Origin of the sequence: Maridesulfovibrio frigidus DSM 17176 (assembly GCF_000711735.1) — a bacterium.
Classification (GTDB): domain Bacteria; phylum Desulfobacterota; class Desulfovibrionia; order Desulfovibrionales; family Desulfovibrionaceae; genus Maridesulfovibrio; species Maridesulfovibrio frigidus.
In genome coordinates this window covers 81,326-97,989 of sequence record NZ_JONL01000002.1, presented here as the reverse complement: position 1 = coordinate 97,989, position 16,664 = coordinate 81,326, and the positions used below count along the sequence as shown (strand labels likewise).

At 45.5% G+C, this 16,664-nt stretch carries 13 protein-coding genes; 9 read left to right on the top strand and 4 right to left on the bottom strand.

The annotated features are described in order from the left end of the window. Positions 1-3: 3 nt before the first annotated feature. Complete coding sequence (locus BR06_RS0104740; protein ID WP_031480652.1) at positions 4-1,542, bottom strand: sigma-54-dependent Fis family transcriptional regulator; 1,539 nt, start codon at positions 1,540-1,542, stop codon at positions 4-6. A gap of 288 nt (positions 1,543-1,830) precedes the next feature. Here BR06_RS0104740 and BR06_RS19620 point away from each other — a divergent pair, with 288 nt between their 5' ends. Next, positions 1,831-6,096, top strand: a complete 4,266-nt coding sequence (locus BR06_RS19620; protein WP_051676928.1) for a glycosyl hydrolase family 18 protein — start codon at positions 1,831-1,833, stop codon at positions 6,094-6,096. 81 nt (positions 6,097-6,177) lie between these two features. On the opposite strand, the gene BR06_RS0104730 is transcribed toward BR06_RS19620, so the two are convergent. Together BR06_RS0104730 and BR06_RS0104725 are read right to left on the bottom strand one after the other, a co-directional pair. Beyond that, the gene (locus tag BR06_RS0104730; protein WP_034602861.1) at positions 6,178-7,533 is read right to left on the bottom strand and encodes a multiheme c-type cytochrome; all 1,356 of its coding nucleotides are present in this window, start codon (positions 7,531-7,533) and stop codon (positions 6,178-6,180) included. Between the two features lie 18 nt (positions 7,534-7,551). Next, the gene (locus BR06_RS0104725) at positions 7,552-8,121 is read right to left on the bottom strand and encodes a cytochrome c3 family protein (protein WP_031480646.1); all 570 of its coding nucleotides are present in this window, start codon (positions 8,119-8,121) and stop codon (positions 7,552-7,554) included. Positions 8,122-8,444: 323 nt separating this feature from the next. Between BR06_RS0104725 and ahbB the strand changes: the two genes are divergently transcribed. From ahbB to BR06_RS0104685, 8 genes are all read left to right on the top strand, one after another. Beyond that, on the top strand, positions 8,445-8,930 hold the full coding sequence (ahbB, locus tag BR06_RS0104720) for a siroheme decarboxylase subunit beta (RefSeq protein ID WP_031480644.1): 486 nt from the start codon (positions 8,445-8,447) through the stop codon (positions 8,928-8,930). A gap of 101 nt (positions 8,931-9,031) precedes the next feature. Then, positions 9,032-10,300, top strand: a complete 1,269-nt coding sequence (gene hemL / locus BR06_RS0104715; RefSeq protein WP_031480642.1) for a glutamate-1-semialdehyde 2,1-aminomutase — start codon at positions 9,032-9,034, stop codon at positions 10,298-10,300. A 102-nt stretch (positions 10,301-10,402) separates the two neighbouring features. After that, positions 10,403-11,452: a cobalt-precorrin 5A hydrolase gene (locus BR06_RS0104710; RefSeq protein ID WP_034602860.1), complete on the top strand. Its 1,050-nt coding sequence runs from the start codon at positions 10,403-10,405 to the stop codon at positions 11,450-11,452. A gap of 26 nt (positions 11,453-11,478) precedes the next feature. Beyond that, positions 11,479-12,183: a precorrin-3B C(17)-methyltransferase gene (gene cobJ / locus BR06_RS0104705; RefSeq protein WP_051676927.1), complete on the top strand. Its 705-nt coding sequence runs from the start codon at positions 11,479-11,481 to the stop codon at positions 12,181-12,183. Between the two features lie 138 nt (positions 12,184-12,321). Then, positions 12,322-12,729, top strand: coding sequence for a cytochrome c3 family protein (locus BR06_RS0104700; protein ID WP_031480636.1), 408 nt, complete (start codon positions 12,322-12,324; stop codon positions 12,727-12,729). Between the two features lie 68 nt (positions 12,730-12,797). After that, complete coding sequence (locus tag BR06_RS0104695; protein ID WP_031480634.1) at positions 12,798-15,197, top strand: midas domain-containing protein; 2,400 nt, start codon at positions 12,798-12,800, stop codon at positions 15,195-15,197. 292 nt (positions 15,198-15,489) lie between these two features. Then, positions 15,490-15,675, top strand: coding sequence for a hypothetical protein (locus BR06_RS0104690; RefSeq protein ID WP_031480632.1), 186 nt, complete (start codon positions 15,490-15,492; stop codon positions 15,673-15,675). Continuing rightward, positions 15,676-16,419 (top strand): ubiquinone/menaquinone biosynthesis methyltransferase, encoded by a 744-nt coding sequence (locus tag BR06_RS0104685; RefSeq protein ID WP_031480630.1) that lies wholly within the window; start codon positions 15,676-15,678, stop codon positions 16,417-16,419. It begins immediately after the preceding gene. A gap of 4 nt (positions 16,420-16,423) precedes the next feature. Here the strand turns inward: BR06_RS0104685 and BR06_RS0104680 are convergent, their stop codons facing one another. Then, entirely contained in the window at positions 16,424-16,633 is a 210-nt protein-coding gene (locus BR06_RS0104680; RefSeq protein WP_031480628.1) for a DUF2065 domain-containing protein, read from the bottom strand. Positions 16,634-16,664: the final 31 nt, after the last annotated feature.

Genomic DNA, 16,664 nt, shown 5'->3' with positions numbered 1-16,664 from the left:
CAATTATTTCTTTATGCCTAATTTTGCTAGCCGCGAATCGAAGGTTGATCGATTTACGTTGGCAATTTTTGATGCACGGGAAATATTTCCGTCGCTGCTCTCGAGGACAAATTTTGCGTAAGATTCTTCCACTTCGCTCCATGTAAGCCCTTCCATGTTCAGGGTCGGGCTGGGGCCTTCCTCGCTTGTAAAAGGCGTAAAGGTGTCTGAGCAGTGCGTGAAATGAGTCTCGGTTCCGCACTGATCTCCGCTGATATATGAAGGGAGATCCGCAGGTGTTACAATTTCTTCATGGCAGAGCACCATCAACTGGCGGATGAAGTTCTCAAGTTCTCGGATATTACCGGGCCAGCGGTACTCCTTAAGTTGTTTTATGGAGTCCGCGGTTAGCTTTTTTCGAGGACAATTCATGAAACGGGCTTCTCTATTAATGAAATGTTCGACGAGAAACGGAATGTCTTCCCGTCTTTCCCGAAGTGGGGGCAAAAAGAGTGGCAGTACATTCAGCCTGTAAAACAGATCCTGCCGAAAAGTTCCGTCGTTAAGTGCCTGATCAAGGTCCTTGTTAGTTGCGGATATGATCCTCATATTAATTTTACGGGACTGGTTGGAGCCGAGAGGCTTTACTTCGTTTTCTTCGATGACCCTCAATAATTTTGCCTGAAGAGCGTATTCCATTTCACCCAGCTCATCTAGGAACACTGTTCCTCCGCTGGAAGCCTCAAATAGCCCGATTTTATTTTCGAATGCTCCTGTGAAAGCTCCTTTTACATATCCGAAAAGTTCTGATTCCAGAAGCGGACCGGGAATTGCGCTGCAATTCTGGATGAACATAGGCATGTCTTTACGATGACTTCGTCTATGAATTTCTCTAGCGATAAGCTCTTTTCCCGTTCCTGATTCCCCATAAATAAGGATGGGGTAATCCGTTACGGCGTAGCTTGCGAGCTGGGTCATTACTTTGCTGAAAGCCTGACTTACGCCAAGCAGAAACCTTCCAGAATACATTGAATCAATGGTGTCGTGGAGAGCTTTTACCTGCGCGATTCTTTTTTGTCTGATCAGGGCATTGGAGAGGGCAATGGAACCTATGTCCACCATATCTTGCAAAATTTTGAGGTATTCAGGTTTCAGGTTAAGTTTTTTACCTCCCGCGCTGGTGTCGATAACCTGTACGGCTCCGTATATTTCTCCACTGGTAAGAAACAAAGGAAAACATAATATAAGGCGGCTTTTCTTGTGCAGCTCTTCTTCGATATCCTTGTAATGCCTCTTGTCCACCCCGCCCTCAGCAATGGTCATCTCTTCGTTCTCAAGAACCCAGCCGACAATACTTTTGCTCTTCGTGCTAAGTATTGTGTGCAGTATTTTATCGCTCTCTTTACCTTCGGCTTCTATGCATTGAATTTTGTCTTCTTTCTTTATCCAGATCGATCCCCGTTCAACATTCTGTAAGTTGAGTATCAACTGCAGAAAGCGTTTCTGTAATTCGCTGATGGAAAGTTCACCGACAAGTTCTTTCAGGAAGCTTACGTAGGGCATTCTGGTGTCCTGTTTTTAGAGTAAAGAGGATATCTGTTTTTAAGGAAATATCGGAATGTAGAATGTAAATCAACCATGTTTACGAAATATCAGTAGTCATTAAATGGTCGTTTTGTGTCTAAAGTGAAGTATTTAAGTATGTTAACTCTGTGGCATGCATGGTGCTTTGTATTTATTAAGTTTAACTGATGTTCCGGCTGCAAACTGGAGCAGGTTATGCGGATTAGAAGCAAGTTTAATGAATCTTTTCATAAACAGCTTTTAACCTTTTAATACAAGGGGTTTTTAATGCGTAGAGTTTTATGTGTCATGTTGGCAATTTTTTGCCTAGTCGGTTTTGCCAGTGCTGATGCTTCGGCTGCAGCAAAGTTCTCTTATGGTTCCACGTGGTGGGGCGGAGGATTTGACGGCAAGATATCGTTCGAAAATGACAGCGGTAACAAGTTAGAACAATGGAAGGCCACTTTTAATGTGCCTTTTGAAATAACTTCGATCTGGAGTGCCAGCATTGATGGTGATGTGGAAGAGAGTGACGGTTCTCACACATATGCTGTTTCAGGCCCGGATTGGAATAATAATTTGGCGGCTGGAGCTGTTCTGGAATTCGGATTTAATGGAAAGACACAAGGCGCTCTTTCCTCCGATATGGTGAAGAATTTTGTCTTGTCATCCGGTGACAGCTCGCCTCCATCCGATAGTGGCAGTTCCAGTGGAGATTCCAGCGGAAGCACTGGCGGAAGTTCAAGTGGCAGCGGTTCCGTTTCCGCGCAGTCCACATTTACTATTACCTCAGATTGGGGTGCTGGTTTTGGCGGCAAGGCAGACGTAACGGTTAGTTCAGCTGTGAATGGATGGGCTCTTGAGTTCGATTACAGTGGAAATATCACTTCCATTTGGAACGCTAAGATTCTTCAGCACAATGGGGATCACTATAAGGTCGGACCGCTTGATTGGAATGGTAATGTAGCGTCTGGCGGTGCTATCTCATTCGGTTTCAACGGACAGCCCGGTAATGTTGACCCGTCAGCATTTACCAATGTTTCATTGAATGGAGTAGCTGTTTCAACTGTCGGTGGCTCCGGTACAACTGGTGGAAGTGATTCCGGCACTGGAACCGGTGGTGATACCGGAATCGGTAGTGATACCGGAAGTGGTGATGATACTGGAAGTGGCGGCACAGATTCTGGATCTGGAACTGACTCCGGTGCGGGGACAGGGGCAGATACTGGTTCCGGCACAGATTCAGGAACAGAGAGTGGTACTACTGGCGAAGGTGATCCTATTGAGTACACTGGTAGAAAGGTTATAGCCAATTTTGCTCAGTGGGGAATTTACGGCAGAGATTATCAGGTTGCTGACATTCCTGCTCATAAGTTGACTCATATCAACTATGCCTTTGTAGGTATCGATGGAACTACTTTGAAGGTTAAGTCTGTGGACGAATATGCAGATTTTGAGAAGGTCTTCCCTGCTGAAAATGGTTTGCCTGCTCAGAGTTGGGCGGACGCAAGTCTCAGTCGTGCCGGAAACTTCGGTAGACTCAGGCAGCTTAAGCAGAAGTATCCTCACATCAAGCTGATGCTTTCTGTGGGCGGATGGACTCTCTCAACTTTCTTCTCCGATGTTGCATTGACTGAAGAGACTCGCGAGAGGTTTGCGGCTTCTGCTGTAGATATGATGATTCATCAGGGTTTTGACGGGATTGATCTTGATTGGGAGTATCCTGTTTCGGGCGGATTGCCTCAGCCTCCTGATGGTTTAACCAATGCTCAGATGTCTATCGAACTGGAAAAGCAATACCAGAGATATCGTCCGGTTGACCGTGATAATTATGTGCATTTGTTACGTGAAATTAGAAGACAGCTTGATGAAAAGGAAGCTGAAACAGGTGACAAGTATGAGCTGACTATTGCCGGACCTGCCGGTTCAGATAAGATTGCGAACTATGATCTTAGAGGAATGATGCCTTATTTGGATTTCATTAATCTGATGGCTTACGACTTTCACGGCGGGTGGGAGAATGTGACAGGACATCATGCCGCAATGAAGGCTCATCCGAGCGATAATGGCGACGTAAGCATTGAGAGTGCTGTTCAGACATATCTCTCAATGGGCGTTCCTTCGGAAAAGCTTGTCCTGGGCGTGCCTTTTTATGGCAGGGCTTGGGAAGGCGTGCAGAGCACTGAAAATGGAGTCTTCCAGCCGGCAACAGGTATTCCTGCTCCTTCTGGTCCCGGTCATTGGGAAGCAGGTGCTTTTGATTACTGGTTAATCAGTCAGATGATTGATGATGGCAGAACTACCTTGTTCTGGGACAGTGAGTCGAAGTGTTCTTATGCATATGGAGCAAATATCTCCGGCGGCAAGACTGGCGGTATGTTCATCACATTTGATGATGTCAGATCTATCAAGAACAAGACTGATTATATTAAGGCGCAGAAGCTTGGCGGAGCATTACTATGGGAGCTTTCAGGCGATATTCGTGATGTTGATAATGAAAAGTCTCTTCTTGGTGCTCTTGCAAACAACCTCCTCGAATCCGGTTCAATCGGTGATGAGAATGGTGTCGGTTCGGGTGGGGATTCAGTGGATGATTCCAGTGTTGTTGATAGCGGTTCAGGTAGTACTGGTGACTCTGGAACCAGCGGTGAAGTTGATTCTGGTGAAGCGGCTGTTGGCGCACCTGCCAAGCCTGTAATGGCATGGGTCAGCCCAGTTCAAAGTTACGGCGACTACTCCGTAGCATGGAACATGTGGTGGGGCGATAACGCGATAAGATGGGGACTGTTTGAAAATGGTATTCAGGTGCATTCTGAAGATCTGACACCGAATTCTCCGCAGGCTCAAACAGGGATGGCAGCCCTTACCGGCCGCGATTCCGGCCAGTATGCTTATACTGTCAGACTATATGGAACAAATGGAGCTTATTCAGAAAGTGGCTCTGTAACTATTAACGTTGGATCTGGTAGCACGGGCAGCAGTAGCTCTGGTGGTACCGCAACTGAAACTCCGGTTGTGGATGCTGGTGATGGCTCAAGGTATGACGACGATCGTGATGAAACGACTTTCATCTTGGATGAAAACCTTGCATTCCAGATTCATGTAAATGAGTTCCAGACTACAACCTTTAACTTTGACAAGCAGATAACCCGTGTTCTTTCCCGCAATCCTGATGTCGCCGATATTGATGTATCCGGCTCATCTATAGAAATAAGCGGTAAGGAAACAGGGCGAACAGGACTTCGGATTGATACCGCAGACGGGAAGACCTACTTCACTGGTTTGCGTGTTGATTCAAGTTCAGGTGAACTTCCCGGTATGCCAGAGTATTTGGCAGTAGGTTCAGGTTCTGAAGACACACCGGAAGATCTTATGTTCTGGAAGGACATGGGCGAAGAAAGGAAGGGGCGTAGAATGGATATCCGTTACATTTATATTAACGGCGGACCAATTAACGGCTGGACCACTTGGGGTAACGTTAGAGCAAGATTGTTTGCTCGCGAAAGTCTCAAGTTCGGCATGATTCCTTTCTTTGTCTTTTACAACATTCCTGACACTGTGGAGTCTTATGTTGATGATTTGAAGAATGTACAGGATGCAAACTACATGGCTGCGTACCATAGTAATCTTGAATTCTTCCTTTCCGAAGTAACAACTATAATGAAGGGCGAACTATACGGCGTGATCCTCGAGCCTGATTTCTTAGGGTACATGCAACAGAATTCGGGCAAGAGGGCACATGAAATAAGCACTGCTGACGGCACTGTTGTCGACACTGTAAAGCGCATTAATGAGACCATCTCTGAAAAGGGTGATAATGTTCACTTCGGTTGGCAGCTAAACCTTTGGGCAAAGGCTGGCAGCAATGGTGGAAGGGGCTTGATAAGACGTACTGATTTTGATGACTGGGCTCAGATGGGCTGGGATGCTGGTCGTAACTATATAGCTCAAACAGCGCGGGATATCGCCGCTTATGCTGTAGAGGCGGGAGTTCTATCACATGGTGCAGACTTCCTAAGTATCGACAAGTACGGCCTTGATGCAGGAGTTAAGAATCCCGATGATCCATTTAATTCACCGTGGTTCTGGAATTCCGATCATTGGAATAGCTATCTCTTGGTTGCTGAGGAGATTAGTAGTGAATCAGGTTTGCCAGTTATACTTTGGCAGATTCCGGTTGGACACATTAATCAGTCTACCGCGATAAGTGCTTATACTGGAGAAAAGTATCCTGAACTGACGAATACTCATAGGAATTATGAGGACAGTGCAACCACATGGTTCCTTGGTGACACTTTCAAGCCGGGCAATCAGAACAGGATGGCTCATTTCCTTGGTAATAAGGTAAATGACTCGAAGTTCAGCGCAAGTTCTGATTCTATAACTTGGGGCAGTCATATGGAAGAAACAGCCAGAGCCGGAGTAACCGCGGTTCTCTTCGGAGCTGGAGTCGGGCAGAGCACCGATGGAGTTGGCAGTCCGCCAAGTGAAGATTACTTCTGGATTCAAAAGGTTCAGGAATACTATTTAAACGGTCCGGCGCCACTCAGGTAAGTGCAGAATACTCATAATGTAAAAAAGGGGCCGCACAATGTGCGGCCCCTTCTCTTTCAATCAATTACGTATGCGCTTGGCCTAGAGAGGTCCGGTGCTCATTACGTGAGACAGTTCTTCAATCTTACCGTTCTTGATACGGGAATCATGAATCTTCTGCATATCCTTGTAAACCTGGAATACCTGGAAGAAACCATGCCAATGTGCATAGTCAGGTCCATTCATAGCTGAACCCTGACGGGCACGTCTACCACAGTGATGCCAGAGGTAGTACATCAGCTCCTGGAATCCATCATTCCAAGGATCATCAGTGAGGAGAAGTCCCTTTTCAGCAAGTTCCTTCTGCATCACAGTCGCGCCTTCCCAGTACTTGTTGTAGAGAGCTACAGAAGCATCAAGGGTGTCGCGCTGAACGTTGGTGTGAGTGATACCGTGACAGTTAGCACATACTTTACGCATGAGCTTGTCGCCCTTCTCACCGTCACCGCGTTCGCCGCTGCGGATAACGCTCTTCTTATGCATGAGGTCCCACTTGAGGCGTTCATTGACGTTATGAGTAGTGCTGAGTTCGCCAATTCCGCTCATGTGACAGACTGCACAGGTTGGAGCATCGTAATCGCCCGGCTGCCATGCATCAGGTGCACTGTCCCATCTCCACTCTTCACCATGGGTGAGGTAGCGCTGGCCGTGCTTGCTTTCCAGATAAATTTCGATATCCGGATGGTCTGGTCCTAAATGACAGCTAGCACAAGCTTCAGGCTTGCGTGCTTCTTCAATGGAGAACTTATGTCTGGTATGACAAACAGTACATGTTCCGATTGAGCCATCAGGGTAGCGTGTTCCCACGCCGCCAGGCCATGTGTTGTTGATAGGCTTGTTGTCAGGTCCAAGTTCGACCTGAGTTCCGTGACACATCTGACAGCCAGAGGCACGGGATGCCATGCTTTCAGGTGAGCCTGATTTCACTCCAATAAACTCTGCACCTTCGTAGTAGTACATAAGTTTGAGGAATTTTTTGTTTTCGATGACTGGAGCACCGGCAAGTTTAGCATGTCCACTTTTCAGGAACTGATCAACTTCTTGCGGGTGACAGCGTGAACATGTTTTGGAAGACACCATTGGAGAAATGAAAGTATTAGTTCCTTTCAGTCCTTCACACTGACTAGCCATCGGTGATGCTTTTTCAACAACGTGACAGTCATAACAGGATACTGTGGCATGGGCCATTTTGCCCGTTTTCCAATCTTCCACAATCCCGGGTGTTTTCTTTGCATGACATTCAATACATTTACTAGCGTCTTCAGAAAATCCCCTTTTAACAACCAGCTCTTTTGGAGCTAGGTTAGGAAAAGGAGCCTCGGCAGCAGCGAAAGCCACTGCGGTGGATAGTGCTATAAGCGTAGCAACTATCACTAATTTAATCATCTGCTTCAACATGATTACCCCCAATTAAAATCATAAGTCCTTCTTGAAGAACTCGTTGGCCATTTCAATCATGTCTTTGTGACCGACATGCGGGTGACAACTTGCACACTTCTTATCAGTCTGACCGTAGAGATAAGCCCGGTGGGCGAGAAGAGCCCCAGGTTTAACACCAACTGGTTCCAGCTTCACATGGCAATGCCTACAGGCACTGTCGTAGGTGAACTTCAACCTGTTCTTCTCGGCATTTTCGGCCCAGTCGAACTCTGAAGGGTTGAACGTGATATGATGGATTACGTCACTCGTTCCAGTAATTGCCTTGGTTGTAAGATATTCCAGAAAATTTCCGTGTGGCAGATGGCAATCAACACACTGAGCCGCAAAGCCCTGCGGATTTTGTCCGCCATGTACTGATTTTTGCCATGAAGCCCTGAACGGTTTCATTTCATGACACGTTTGACAAAATACATCTGTATTTGTCGTGTCTATCATAAACCCGGATGCAAGCACCGTAACAACTGCTACCAAAAGTCCCGTTGCAACTCCCCAACGCCATTTTCGACTGAAACCGCCACTCCCTTTTGGTTTAGGGTTGTCTGGCATTTTTCAGTCACCTCCATGCTGTTAGGAGTTATCTCTCTTAAACCTCATTCCTTAGCATCAAATTCTAAGCTACCTCCTATAAAAAATTATTAATGCATTGAATATCTCATTATTGTGATTTTAAGTCTATGACTTAAGTCATAAAAGAGGGCTTGTGTCGATAATATATTTAACAGGTAACAATGTTTACTGCCTATACAAACGGCTGAGGGTAATTATTTGTGTTTCAGCCCTTGAGGATGAGGCGATATGCAGGTATCACCATTTTTATAAAAACGAATTCGGCCTGAAATTAATTAACGGTCGCAGTCAAGGATGGATACATGGCTATTAAATTTACTGAGCTTGAAGAGAATATTTTGGCGCTTGCAGGTGGAACTCTTTCAGAGAGTTTAACCCCTTATGCAGATATAGCTGAGAAAGCTGGAACTGATGAAGGAACAGTAATCGAGCTGCTCACTCGTCTTAAAGATGAAAAGATTATTCGTCGCTTTGGTGCCACTCTCAGGCATCAGAAAGCCGGATATGGTGCAAATGCGATGGTTGCATGGTGCGTTAAGGATGAGCAGGACCCAATGAAAATTGGCGAATACATGGCTAAAAGACCGGAAATCAGCCACTGCTATTTGCGCACCACGTATCCTGAATGGAAATACAATCTATATACTATGATTCACGGCAAAGGGCCTGATGACTGCAAAAATGTGGTCAAAGAGCTGGAGTCTGAAACAGGTATCACTGACAATTGTATCTTGAGAAGTCTTAAAGAACTCAAAAAGACCTCAATGAAATATTTCGAATTTAAATGAGAGCACGGCATAATTGTTAGAGAACAATTATTCTGCACTCTCAAAAGTTGTTAATATTATTATAAATTATCACTTAACCGTATAGATAAGGAGTGCCTCTAATGGCTTCATCTTCTGAACTATTTAAGCATGCGCAGGAAGTTCTTCCCGGCGGTGTTAACAGCCCTGTAAGAGCTTGCAAAAGCGTTGGCTGTGAACCTCTTTTTATTGAAAAAGCTGATGGCAGCCGTATGTGGTCTGTCGACGGTCAGGAACTCATTGATTACGTAATGAGCTGGGGCCCAATGATGCTCGGTCACGGTTATCAGGCAATCAAAGACGCGGCTCATAAAGCTGTTGATATGGGCGCAAGTTTCGGTGCTCCTTGTCCTGATGAAATTACACTCGCAGAAGAAATCATTAAGATGATCCCTTCTATAGATATGGTTCGTATGGTTAATTCCGGTACGGAAGCAACAATGAGTGCGCTCCGCCTCGCACGCGGTGTGACTGGCAGAGATAAAGTTCTCAAGTTCGAAGGTTGTTACCACGGACACAGCGATTGTTTCCTTGCTAGCGCAGGATCAGGTCTCGCAACTTTCTGCATTCCCGGAACCCCCGGTGTTCCTGAAGGCACAGTTAAAGATACTCTGCTTGCTCCATATAATGATCTCGCAGCAGTTAAAGCTGTCTTCGAAAAAGAAGGCAAAAATATCGCGGCTATCATCGTTGAGCCTGTAGCAGGTAACATGGGTCTCGTTCTTCCCGCTGAAGGATTCCTTCAGGGACTACGCGATCTCTGTGACGAATATGGAGCTCTCCTTATTTTCGACGAAGTTATCACCGGATTCAGAGTCGCTTCCGGCGGTGTTCAGAAACGTTTCGGCGTTGAAGCTGATCTAACCACACTCGGTAAGATCATCGGCGGCGGTTTCCCTGTAGGAGCATACGGAGGTAAGCGTAAATATATGAGCCGTATTTCTCCTTGCGGAGATGTATATCAGGCTGGAACGCTTTCCGGTAACCCGGTTGCTATGGCCGCAGGAATCGCAACCCTTCGTGCATTACAGCAGCAGGATTACGACGCTCTCGAAGCTCGTACACTAAAGCTGGCACAGGATTGCAAAGCCGCTCTCGAAGCAAACGGTTTCAAAATCACCATGAACCACATTGCGTCAATCTTTACCATGTTCTTCACAGACAAGCCGGTAACTGATTTTGAGTCCGCAAAAACTGGTGATGCTGATGTTTATTCCGCATTCTACCGCCACATGCGCGCAAATGGGGTCAACCTCGCGCCTTCCGGTTTTGAATGTACTTTCACTTCCTTCGCTCACAGCGAAGCAGATTACGAAGCTACTTTGGAAGCTGTTAAAAGCTTTAAAGGCTAGTAACTAGTTTCTTGTAAAATATTCCACGTAAAGTTCGGGGAGAGGTTAACTCTTCCCGAACTTTTGCTTTCTTCCGGTATCTACTTTAATTAGAGAAGTATTATGAACACCAAAACAGCCATATACGCCCTAACTGCCAAAGGCGCGGAACTTGCGCGCTCCATTGCACCAGAAGCAGACGCAGTTTGCTATGTACTTGAACGCTACGCTGATGATAGCGATATTTCTTACACGCAATTCCTGCCGCTTATTGCGGAAACTTTTTCTCTTTACGATTCCCATATTTTTATTGCCGCCTCGGGCATTGTGGTTCGCGCTATTGCGCCGCATTTGGAATCAAAGGATAAAGATCCCGCTGTGGTGGTGCTTGATCAGGAAGGGCAGTTTGTCATTTCACTTCTTTCGGGCCACTTGGGCGGGGCCAATGAACTTGCTTACATGATAGCCGGTAAAATCGGGGCGACTGCTGTGGTTACTACCGCTACAGACTGTGCCGGAGTTCCTTCTATAGACATGCTTGCTCAGAAAAATGGGCTGGTTATTGGTGAGATAGACAGGATAAAGACTGTGAACAGTGCTTTGCTCGATGGCGAAATGGTCGGAGTTTACGATCCTGAAGGGGATATGGACTTGGATGGACTTAGTGCTTATTTTTATAGAGTTGAGAATGTCCGCGAACTTGCGGACTTACGATGCGGCGTTTGCATTGATTGGCGTGTTCACGTTTTGCCGGAAAGTGTGCTCAAGCTTTACCCTCAATGTCTGCGGCTTGGTGTGGGATGTCGAAGAGGTGTTCCGGCTGAAGAAATATACGCGTTGATTGTGGCCGTTTTGGCTGATCATGGCGTTGCGGGCCAGTCAATTGGCTCTATGTCCAGCATTGATGCTAAAAGTGATGAAGTTGGGATGCTTGAATTTGCCGAGCGCATGGGGCTCGAAATAAAATTTTTCAGTGCAGATGAATTAGACAAAATTAAAGGAACCAATCCCTCGGGAATGGTGATGAAACATATGGGAGTTGGCAGCGTATGCGAAGCGGCAGCGATGAAACAGGCCGGAACAATGGATCTGATAATACCGAAGAACAAAAGTGCGCGAGTAACAATGGCTGTAGCAAAGGATCTCATAATAAAGGGTGTCTTAGAGTCGTAGGACTCGGGCCGGGCGATGAGTGTCTAATGGCTCCTCAAGCTCGAGACGCTATTAAACAAGCTGATTGTGTGGTAGGTTATACGGGCTATGTGAAGCTGGTTCCGGCAGATTTGCTTGAGGGCAAAGATGTTTTATCTACTGGCATGATGGCGGAAGTAGAGCGTTGCCGAAAAGCTATTGATGAAGCGTTGGCCGGCAAAGACGTGGTGATGGTTTGCAGTGGTGATCCCGGGATTTATGCCATGGCAGGGCTCATTATGGAGCTTCTTGAAGCGCGTGATCTGTTTAGGGATATATGTTTTGAAGTCGTTCCTGGGATTCCAGCTTTTACTGCGGCTGCGGCCCTTCTTGGTGCTCCGCTTATGCACGATTTTGCGTCCGTCAGCTTAAGTGATTTGCTCACTCCGTGGGAAAAGATAGAAAAACGGTTAAAATGTGCTGCTGATGGGGATTTTGTTATAGCAATTTACAATCCGCGTTCTAAAAAAAGAGCCGGACATTTGAAAGATGCTATTAAAATAATAAAAGAATTTCGTGACGAGACAACTCCTGTCGGGATTGTGAATAAAGCATATCGGGAAGGTCAGCGAGTTCAGGTCGTGACTTTAGGTTCTGTGAATGAAGAAGATGTAGATATGCAAACTGTATTAATTATTGGTAATTCTTCAAGTAGAGCAGTTGGGGATAAGATGCTTACTCCTCGTGGATATGCAAGAAAATATGATATTTAATGAGTCGTAAAAGCGATTGATTTAGTTGATCTTAATAGATTGTTTTTGCTGAGTGTGCTTGACATGGTTTTTTTTCTAAATTAAATCCTCTAGGAGACTGTAATTAGGTTAACGTTATTTTAATGGAGGAAACTTAGGATGAAAAAGACCTTATTGATTTGTATGGTTACAGCTGCATTAGTATGTGCATTCGCACTCCCTACTTTGTACGCTGTAGATGCTCCTGGTGATATGGTTCTGAAAGCACCAGCTGGTGCTAAGATGACTAAAGCGCCTGTTGATTTTTCTCACAAAGGACATGTTGCTGTTGACTGTGCTAAGTGTCACCACACTTGGGACGGCAAAGCTGCTGTAAAGAAATGTTCTTCTGAAGGCTGTCACGTTGACACAAGTAAAAAAGGCAAGAAAAAGCCTGAGTCTTTCTACTCTGCTTTCCATGCTAAAGCTGACAATAGCTGTGTAGGCTGTCATAAGTCTATGAAGAAAGCTAAAGCTAAGACTGGACCTACTAAGTGTGGCGATTGTCACCCTAAGAAAAAGAAGTAAGTATTCTTGATTTTGTAATGAAGGGGGACTTACGGGTCCCCTTTTTAAATTTTCACAGAGGGTAAGCTATGACCCCGGATTCACAGGATAAGCAGGCAAAGGACGAGGTTTTAGACCTTAATGATATCGCGGAAGAAATTGCTGATAGCGGTTCTTCTGGCGCTCCTGATGTCGATGATATTTTTGAGCAGGAACTCGAAGATCTCTTCTCTGAAGACCTTGATCTCGACGAGTCAGCTGCAAATGAATCCGAGGATGAAGATCTTCTGGTGCTTGACGATGTTGTAGCAGAGGACGATGTCCTCGTACTTGATGATATAGTTGATGATTTCGCGGGCGACGAAATCCTTGACTTGACTGATGTTGTTGAGGACGCAGGAGCCGATGATGCTCTTGTGCTTGATGATGTTATAGAAGATGTTGCGGATGATGACATTCTTGATTTGACTGATGTTGTTGAGGACGCTGGAGATGATGATGCTCTTGTGCTTGACGACGTTATTGAAGATGTTGCGGATGATGATATTCTTGATTTGACTGATGTCGTTGAGGAAGCAGGAGATGATGCTCTTGTTCTGGATGATGTCGTTGAGGAAGATGTGCTTGAGCTTGACGATATTGTTGAGGAAGCAGGGTCCGTGGACAAAGATACTGACGATTTATTAGAAAATTTTGATCTCGGCGAAGCAGAGCTGATGGCTGATTTTGATGGGGCTGCAGATGCAGATATTGACCCTGAAGGATTGGATAATCTCATTGATGATCTTGGCGGCGAGACGACTGTAGCTGCGGACGATGATCTTGATGTAGATGATTTATTTAATGGCGATACAGATGTCGCGGACCTTGATCAGTTGCTTGAAGATTCCGGTGATGATGAACTTGGCGAACTTGATGACTTGCTTGGCGAAGTAGAAGATGGCGTTGATCTTTCAGGCGTTGTTGACGATGTGCTTGCTGATGAAGATATCGAAGCTCTGCTTACTGATGGAGAGGATGAATTAGTAGAAGTATCAGAAGAAGGCCTTGATCCTCTTGATGATTTGTTGGGCGCAGAACCAATTGCTGAAGCAGAGGGAATGGTTGAGGCAGATGTCATAGATGTTGCTCCGGAAGAAGAACCTGTGGTGGAAGCTGTTGCGGAAGAACCCGTGATAGAAGAGCTTACCGCAGAAGAACCAGTGCTAGAAGAAGTCGCAACAGAAGAGGTTGCAGCAGAAGATATAGATCTTGATGTAGATTTAGATTCTCTTCTTGAAGATACTGATGATCTTGATTTATCTTTAGAGAGCGAATCTTTAGATTATGATTCTGATCCTGAAATTGATGTTGCTGAATTTGAAGATGCTGACCTTCTGGGTTCTATCGATGATGATGTCGATCTTGATAATGGTGACATTGATCTTGGTGAATTACTTGAAGATGTCGACATGGACTTCTCTGATCTGGAGGATGATTCCGTACCGGTTGATGAGGTTGTCGCATCAGTTAGTTCTGAGGTTGTTGATAGCTTAACAGAACAAGTCAGCCAGCTTGACTCTCAGTTAGGCTCATTGAAATATTTTGTTGAAGAGAATGCAGCGGGTTGTAAGGGTGCTGACCTTGAAGAAAAAGTTGCACTAGCTGAAAAGCGTGCGGAAGATCTTGAGATTGCACTTGCTGAGTCTTCTTCTAAGATTGCCACATTAGAAGATAAGCTTGCTAAGTTTGATTCTCTTGAAAGTAACGTTTCTGCGATGATGGAAAATATTCAGGCTCTTGAGGATAAGCTGTCTCAGGGTGTTGATGTAGACTCTGCCATTGATCAGAAATTAAGCGAAGTTCTTAAGCCGGAAGCTCCGGCGGTTGTTGCAATTGCAGCCGCTGCTGCCGCAGAGGTTCAGTCTGGGATAGGCGAACGCGTCTTGGCTGTAGAAAATAATCAGATAGAAATGAGTGAACGTGTATCGGTCACGGAAAATATTCAGACCGGAATTGGCGAACGCGTCTCGGCCGCAGAAAATATTCAGACCGAAATTAGCGAACGTGTCTCGGTCGCAGAAAATAATCAGGCCGAAATTAGCGAACGCGTCTCGGCTGCAGAAAATATTCAGACTGAAATTGGCGAGCGCATTACGGCTGTAGATACTCTTCAGGTCGAAATGGGCGAGCGTGTATCTATTACTGAAGAACGTCTGGATGAAGCTCCAAATGTAGAAGAATTGGTAAGTAGCGTTTTGGAGAAAGAACTTGATCCTGAATCTACTTCATTTTATCGTATAAAGAGTACCTTAACCGAAGAGATAGAAGACTATCTGACACCTCGCATTGCCGAGAAGGTAGACGAGATGAAGGCAGAAATTGAAGAATCCTTCAAGTCTACTATTGATGATATTCTTGCTGTGAAGCTTGAAAAGTCCGTCCCGGCTGAAGCTGCTAGAATTATTCGAGAGGAAATTGCGGCTCTTGCCCGTGAATTTGAAGAATAATTGGACGAAAAAAAATACAGATTAATTTGACGGTCCGCTGGAGGTTATATTCCAGCGGACCTCTTTACTTTATGTGGCTTAAATATTTGATAAATTGTTTGATTTTCACAGGGTCCTGCGTGCAAAATGCGGGAAAATAGGCGGGTCGACTAAATGGGGGTCTCATGTTACTGAGCCTCTCAAAAGAGAAGGGCTTTTCGGTTTTTTTCTTTTTACCCGCCCGGTAGCCCTACCTGTGGAGGTCGTGGCCATTTCCCCCGGGCGGGGTTTTCAGCGCAAGCAGGAGCATATTATGGATAAAATTGAGAAGCAGGCTTTGCAGGTAACTAAGGAAATAGTCGTAAAATTCATCGAAGTGGGAAGAATTTCTCCGTCTAACTTTTCCGAAAATTTCAGCTCTATATACGCCGATGTTATTGCTTCTGTCAGAGCACAACAAAATGCTGCGACAGAAGAAGCTAATGGAGATTCAAAGTAGATGAAGGAGCAGACGCATCAGGAGCATGGTAAAAAAGTTGCAGACATGTTCGGGCGAATTGCCGGCTGGTACGATTTTTTAAACCACGCTCTTAGCGCTGGGCAGGATATTTACTGGCGTTATCGTTTGGTAAAGCTTGTTCGCCCAGTTAAGAATGGCCTTGTTCTTGACCTTGCTGCTGGGACTTTGGATGTTTCTGTGGAACTGAAAAAACAGTACCCATCCATCAAAGTTCTAGCTATGGATTTCGCATATCCGATGCTTTCTTGTGGGAAGTCCAAAAAGTTGGATGGCAAGCATGAGAAGACAAGAGGTGCAACGGTGGCGGCAGTTCAAGCAGATGGAAAGCAACTACCATTGCCAGACTCTTGTCTTGACGGCGCAACCATAGCATTCGGAATCCGCAATATTCTTCCACGTGAAGATGCATATGAAGAGATTTTGCGCACACTCAAACCCGGCGCAAGATTTTGTATTCTTGAGTTTGGTTCAGGGCGCAAGCGTATTTGGAAAGGTTTTTACAATTTTTATTTGAATAAGGTTCTTCCGCTTTTGGGTAAAGTCGTATCCGGTGATTCCGGTGCGTACAAGTATTTAGCGGACACTATCCGCTCTTTCCCAGACGAAAGAACTTTAGGAGAAGAATTGCGCAAGTCCGGATTCGGCAGAGTGATGTTCATCCCTCTGCTGTCAGGAATTGTGTACATTCATGTGGCGGAAAAACCTCTGGAGTCAGCAGAGTAAGCGGTCAAAGGTCAACGAGAGACTGCCCGAATGAGATAAGCAGTAATCCGAAGATCATAGCAATCAGACCGAGAATACGCATCTGCTTCGGACCTTTTTCGATGATAGAGATTAGAATTCTGGGCATACGCTCAGAAAACAAAAAGTAGGGAATTCCTTCAAGTATGAAGGCTAGGCCTAGGGCAGATAGCAAAAAAGACCAGTCAATATTCATAGCTCTGGTTTTATATGGGCAGCTAAGCATT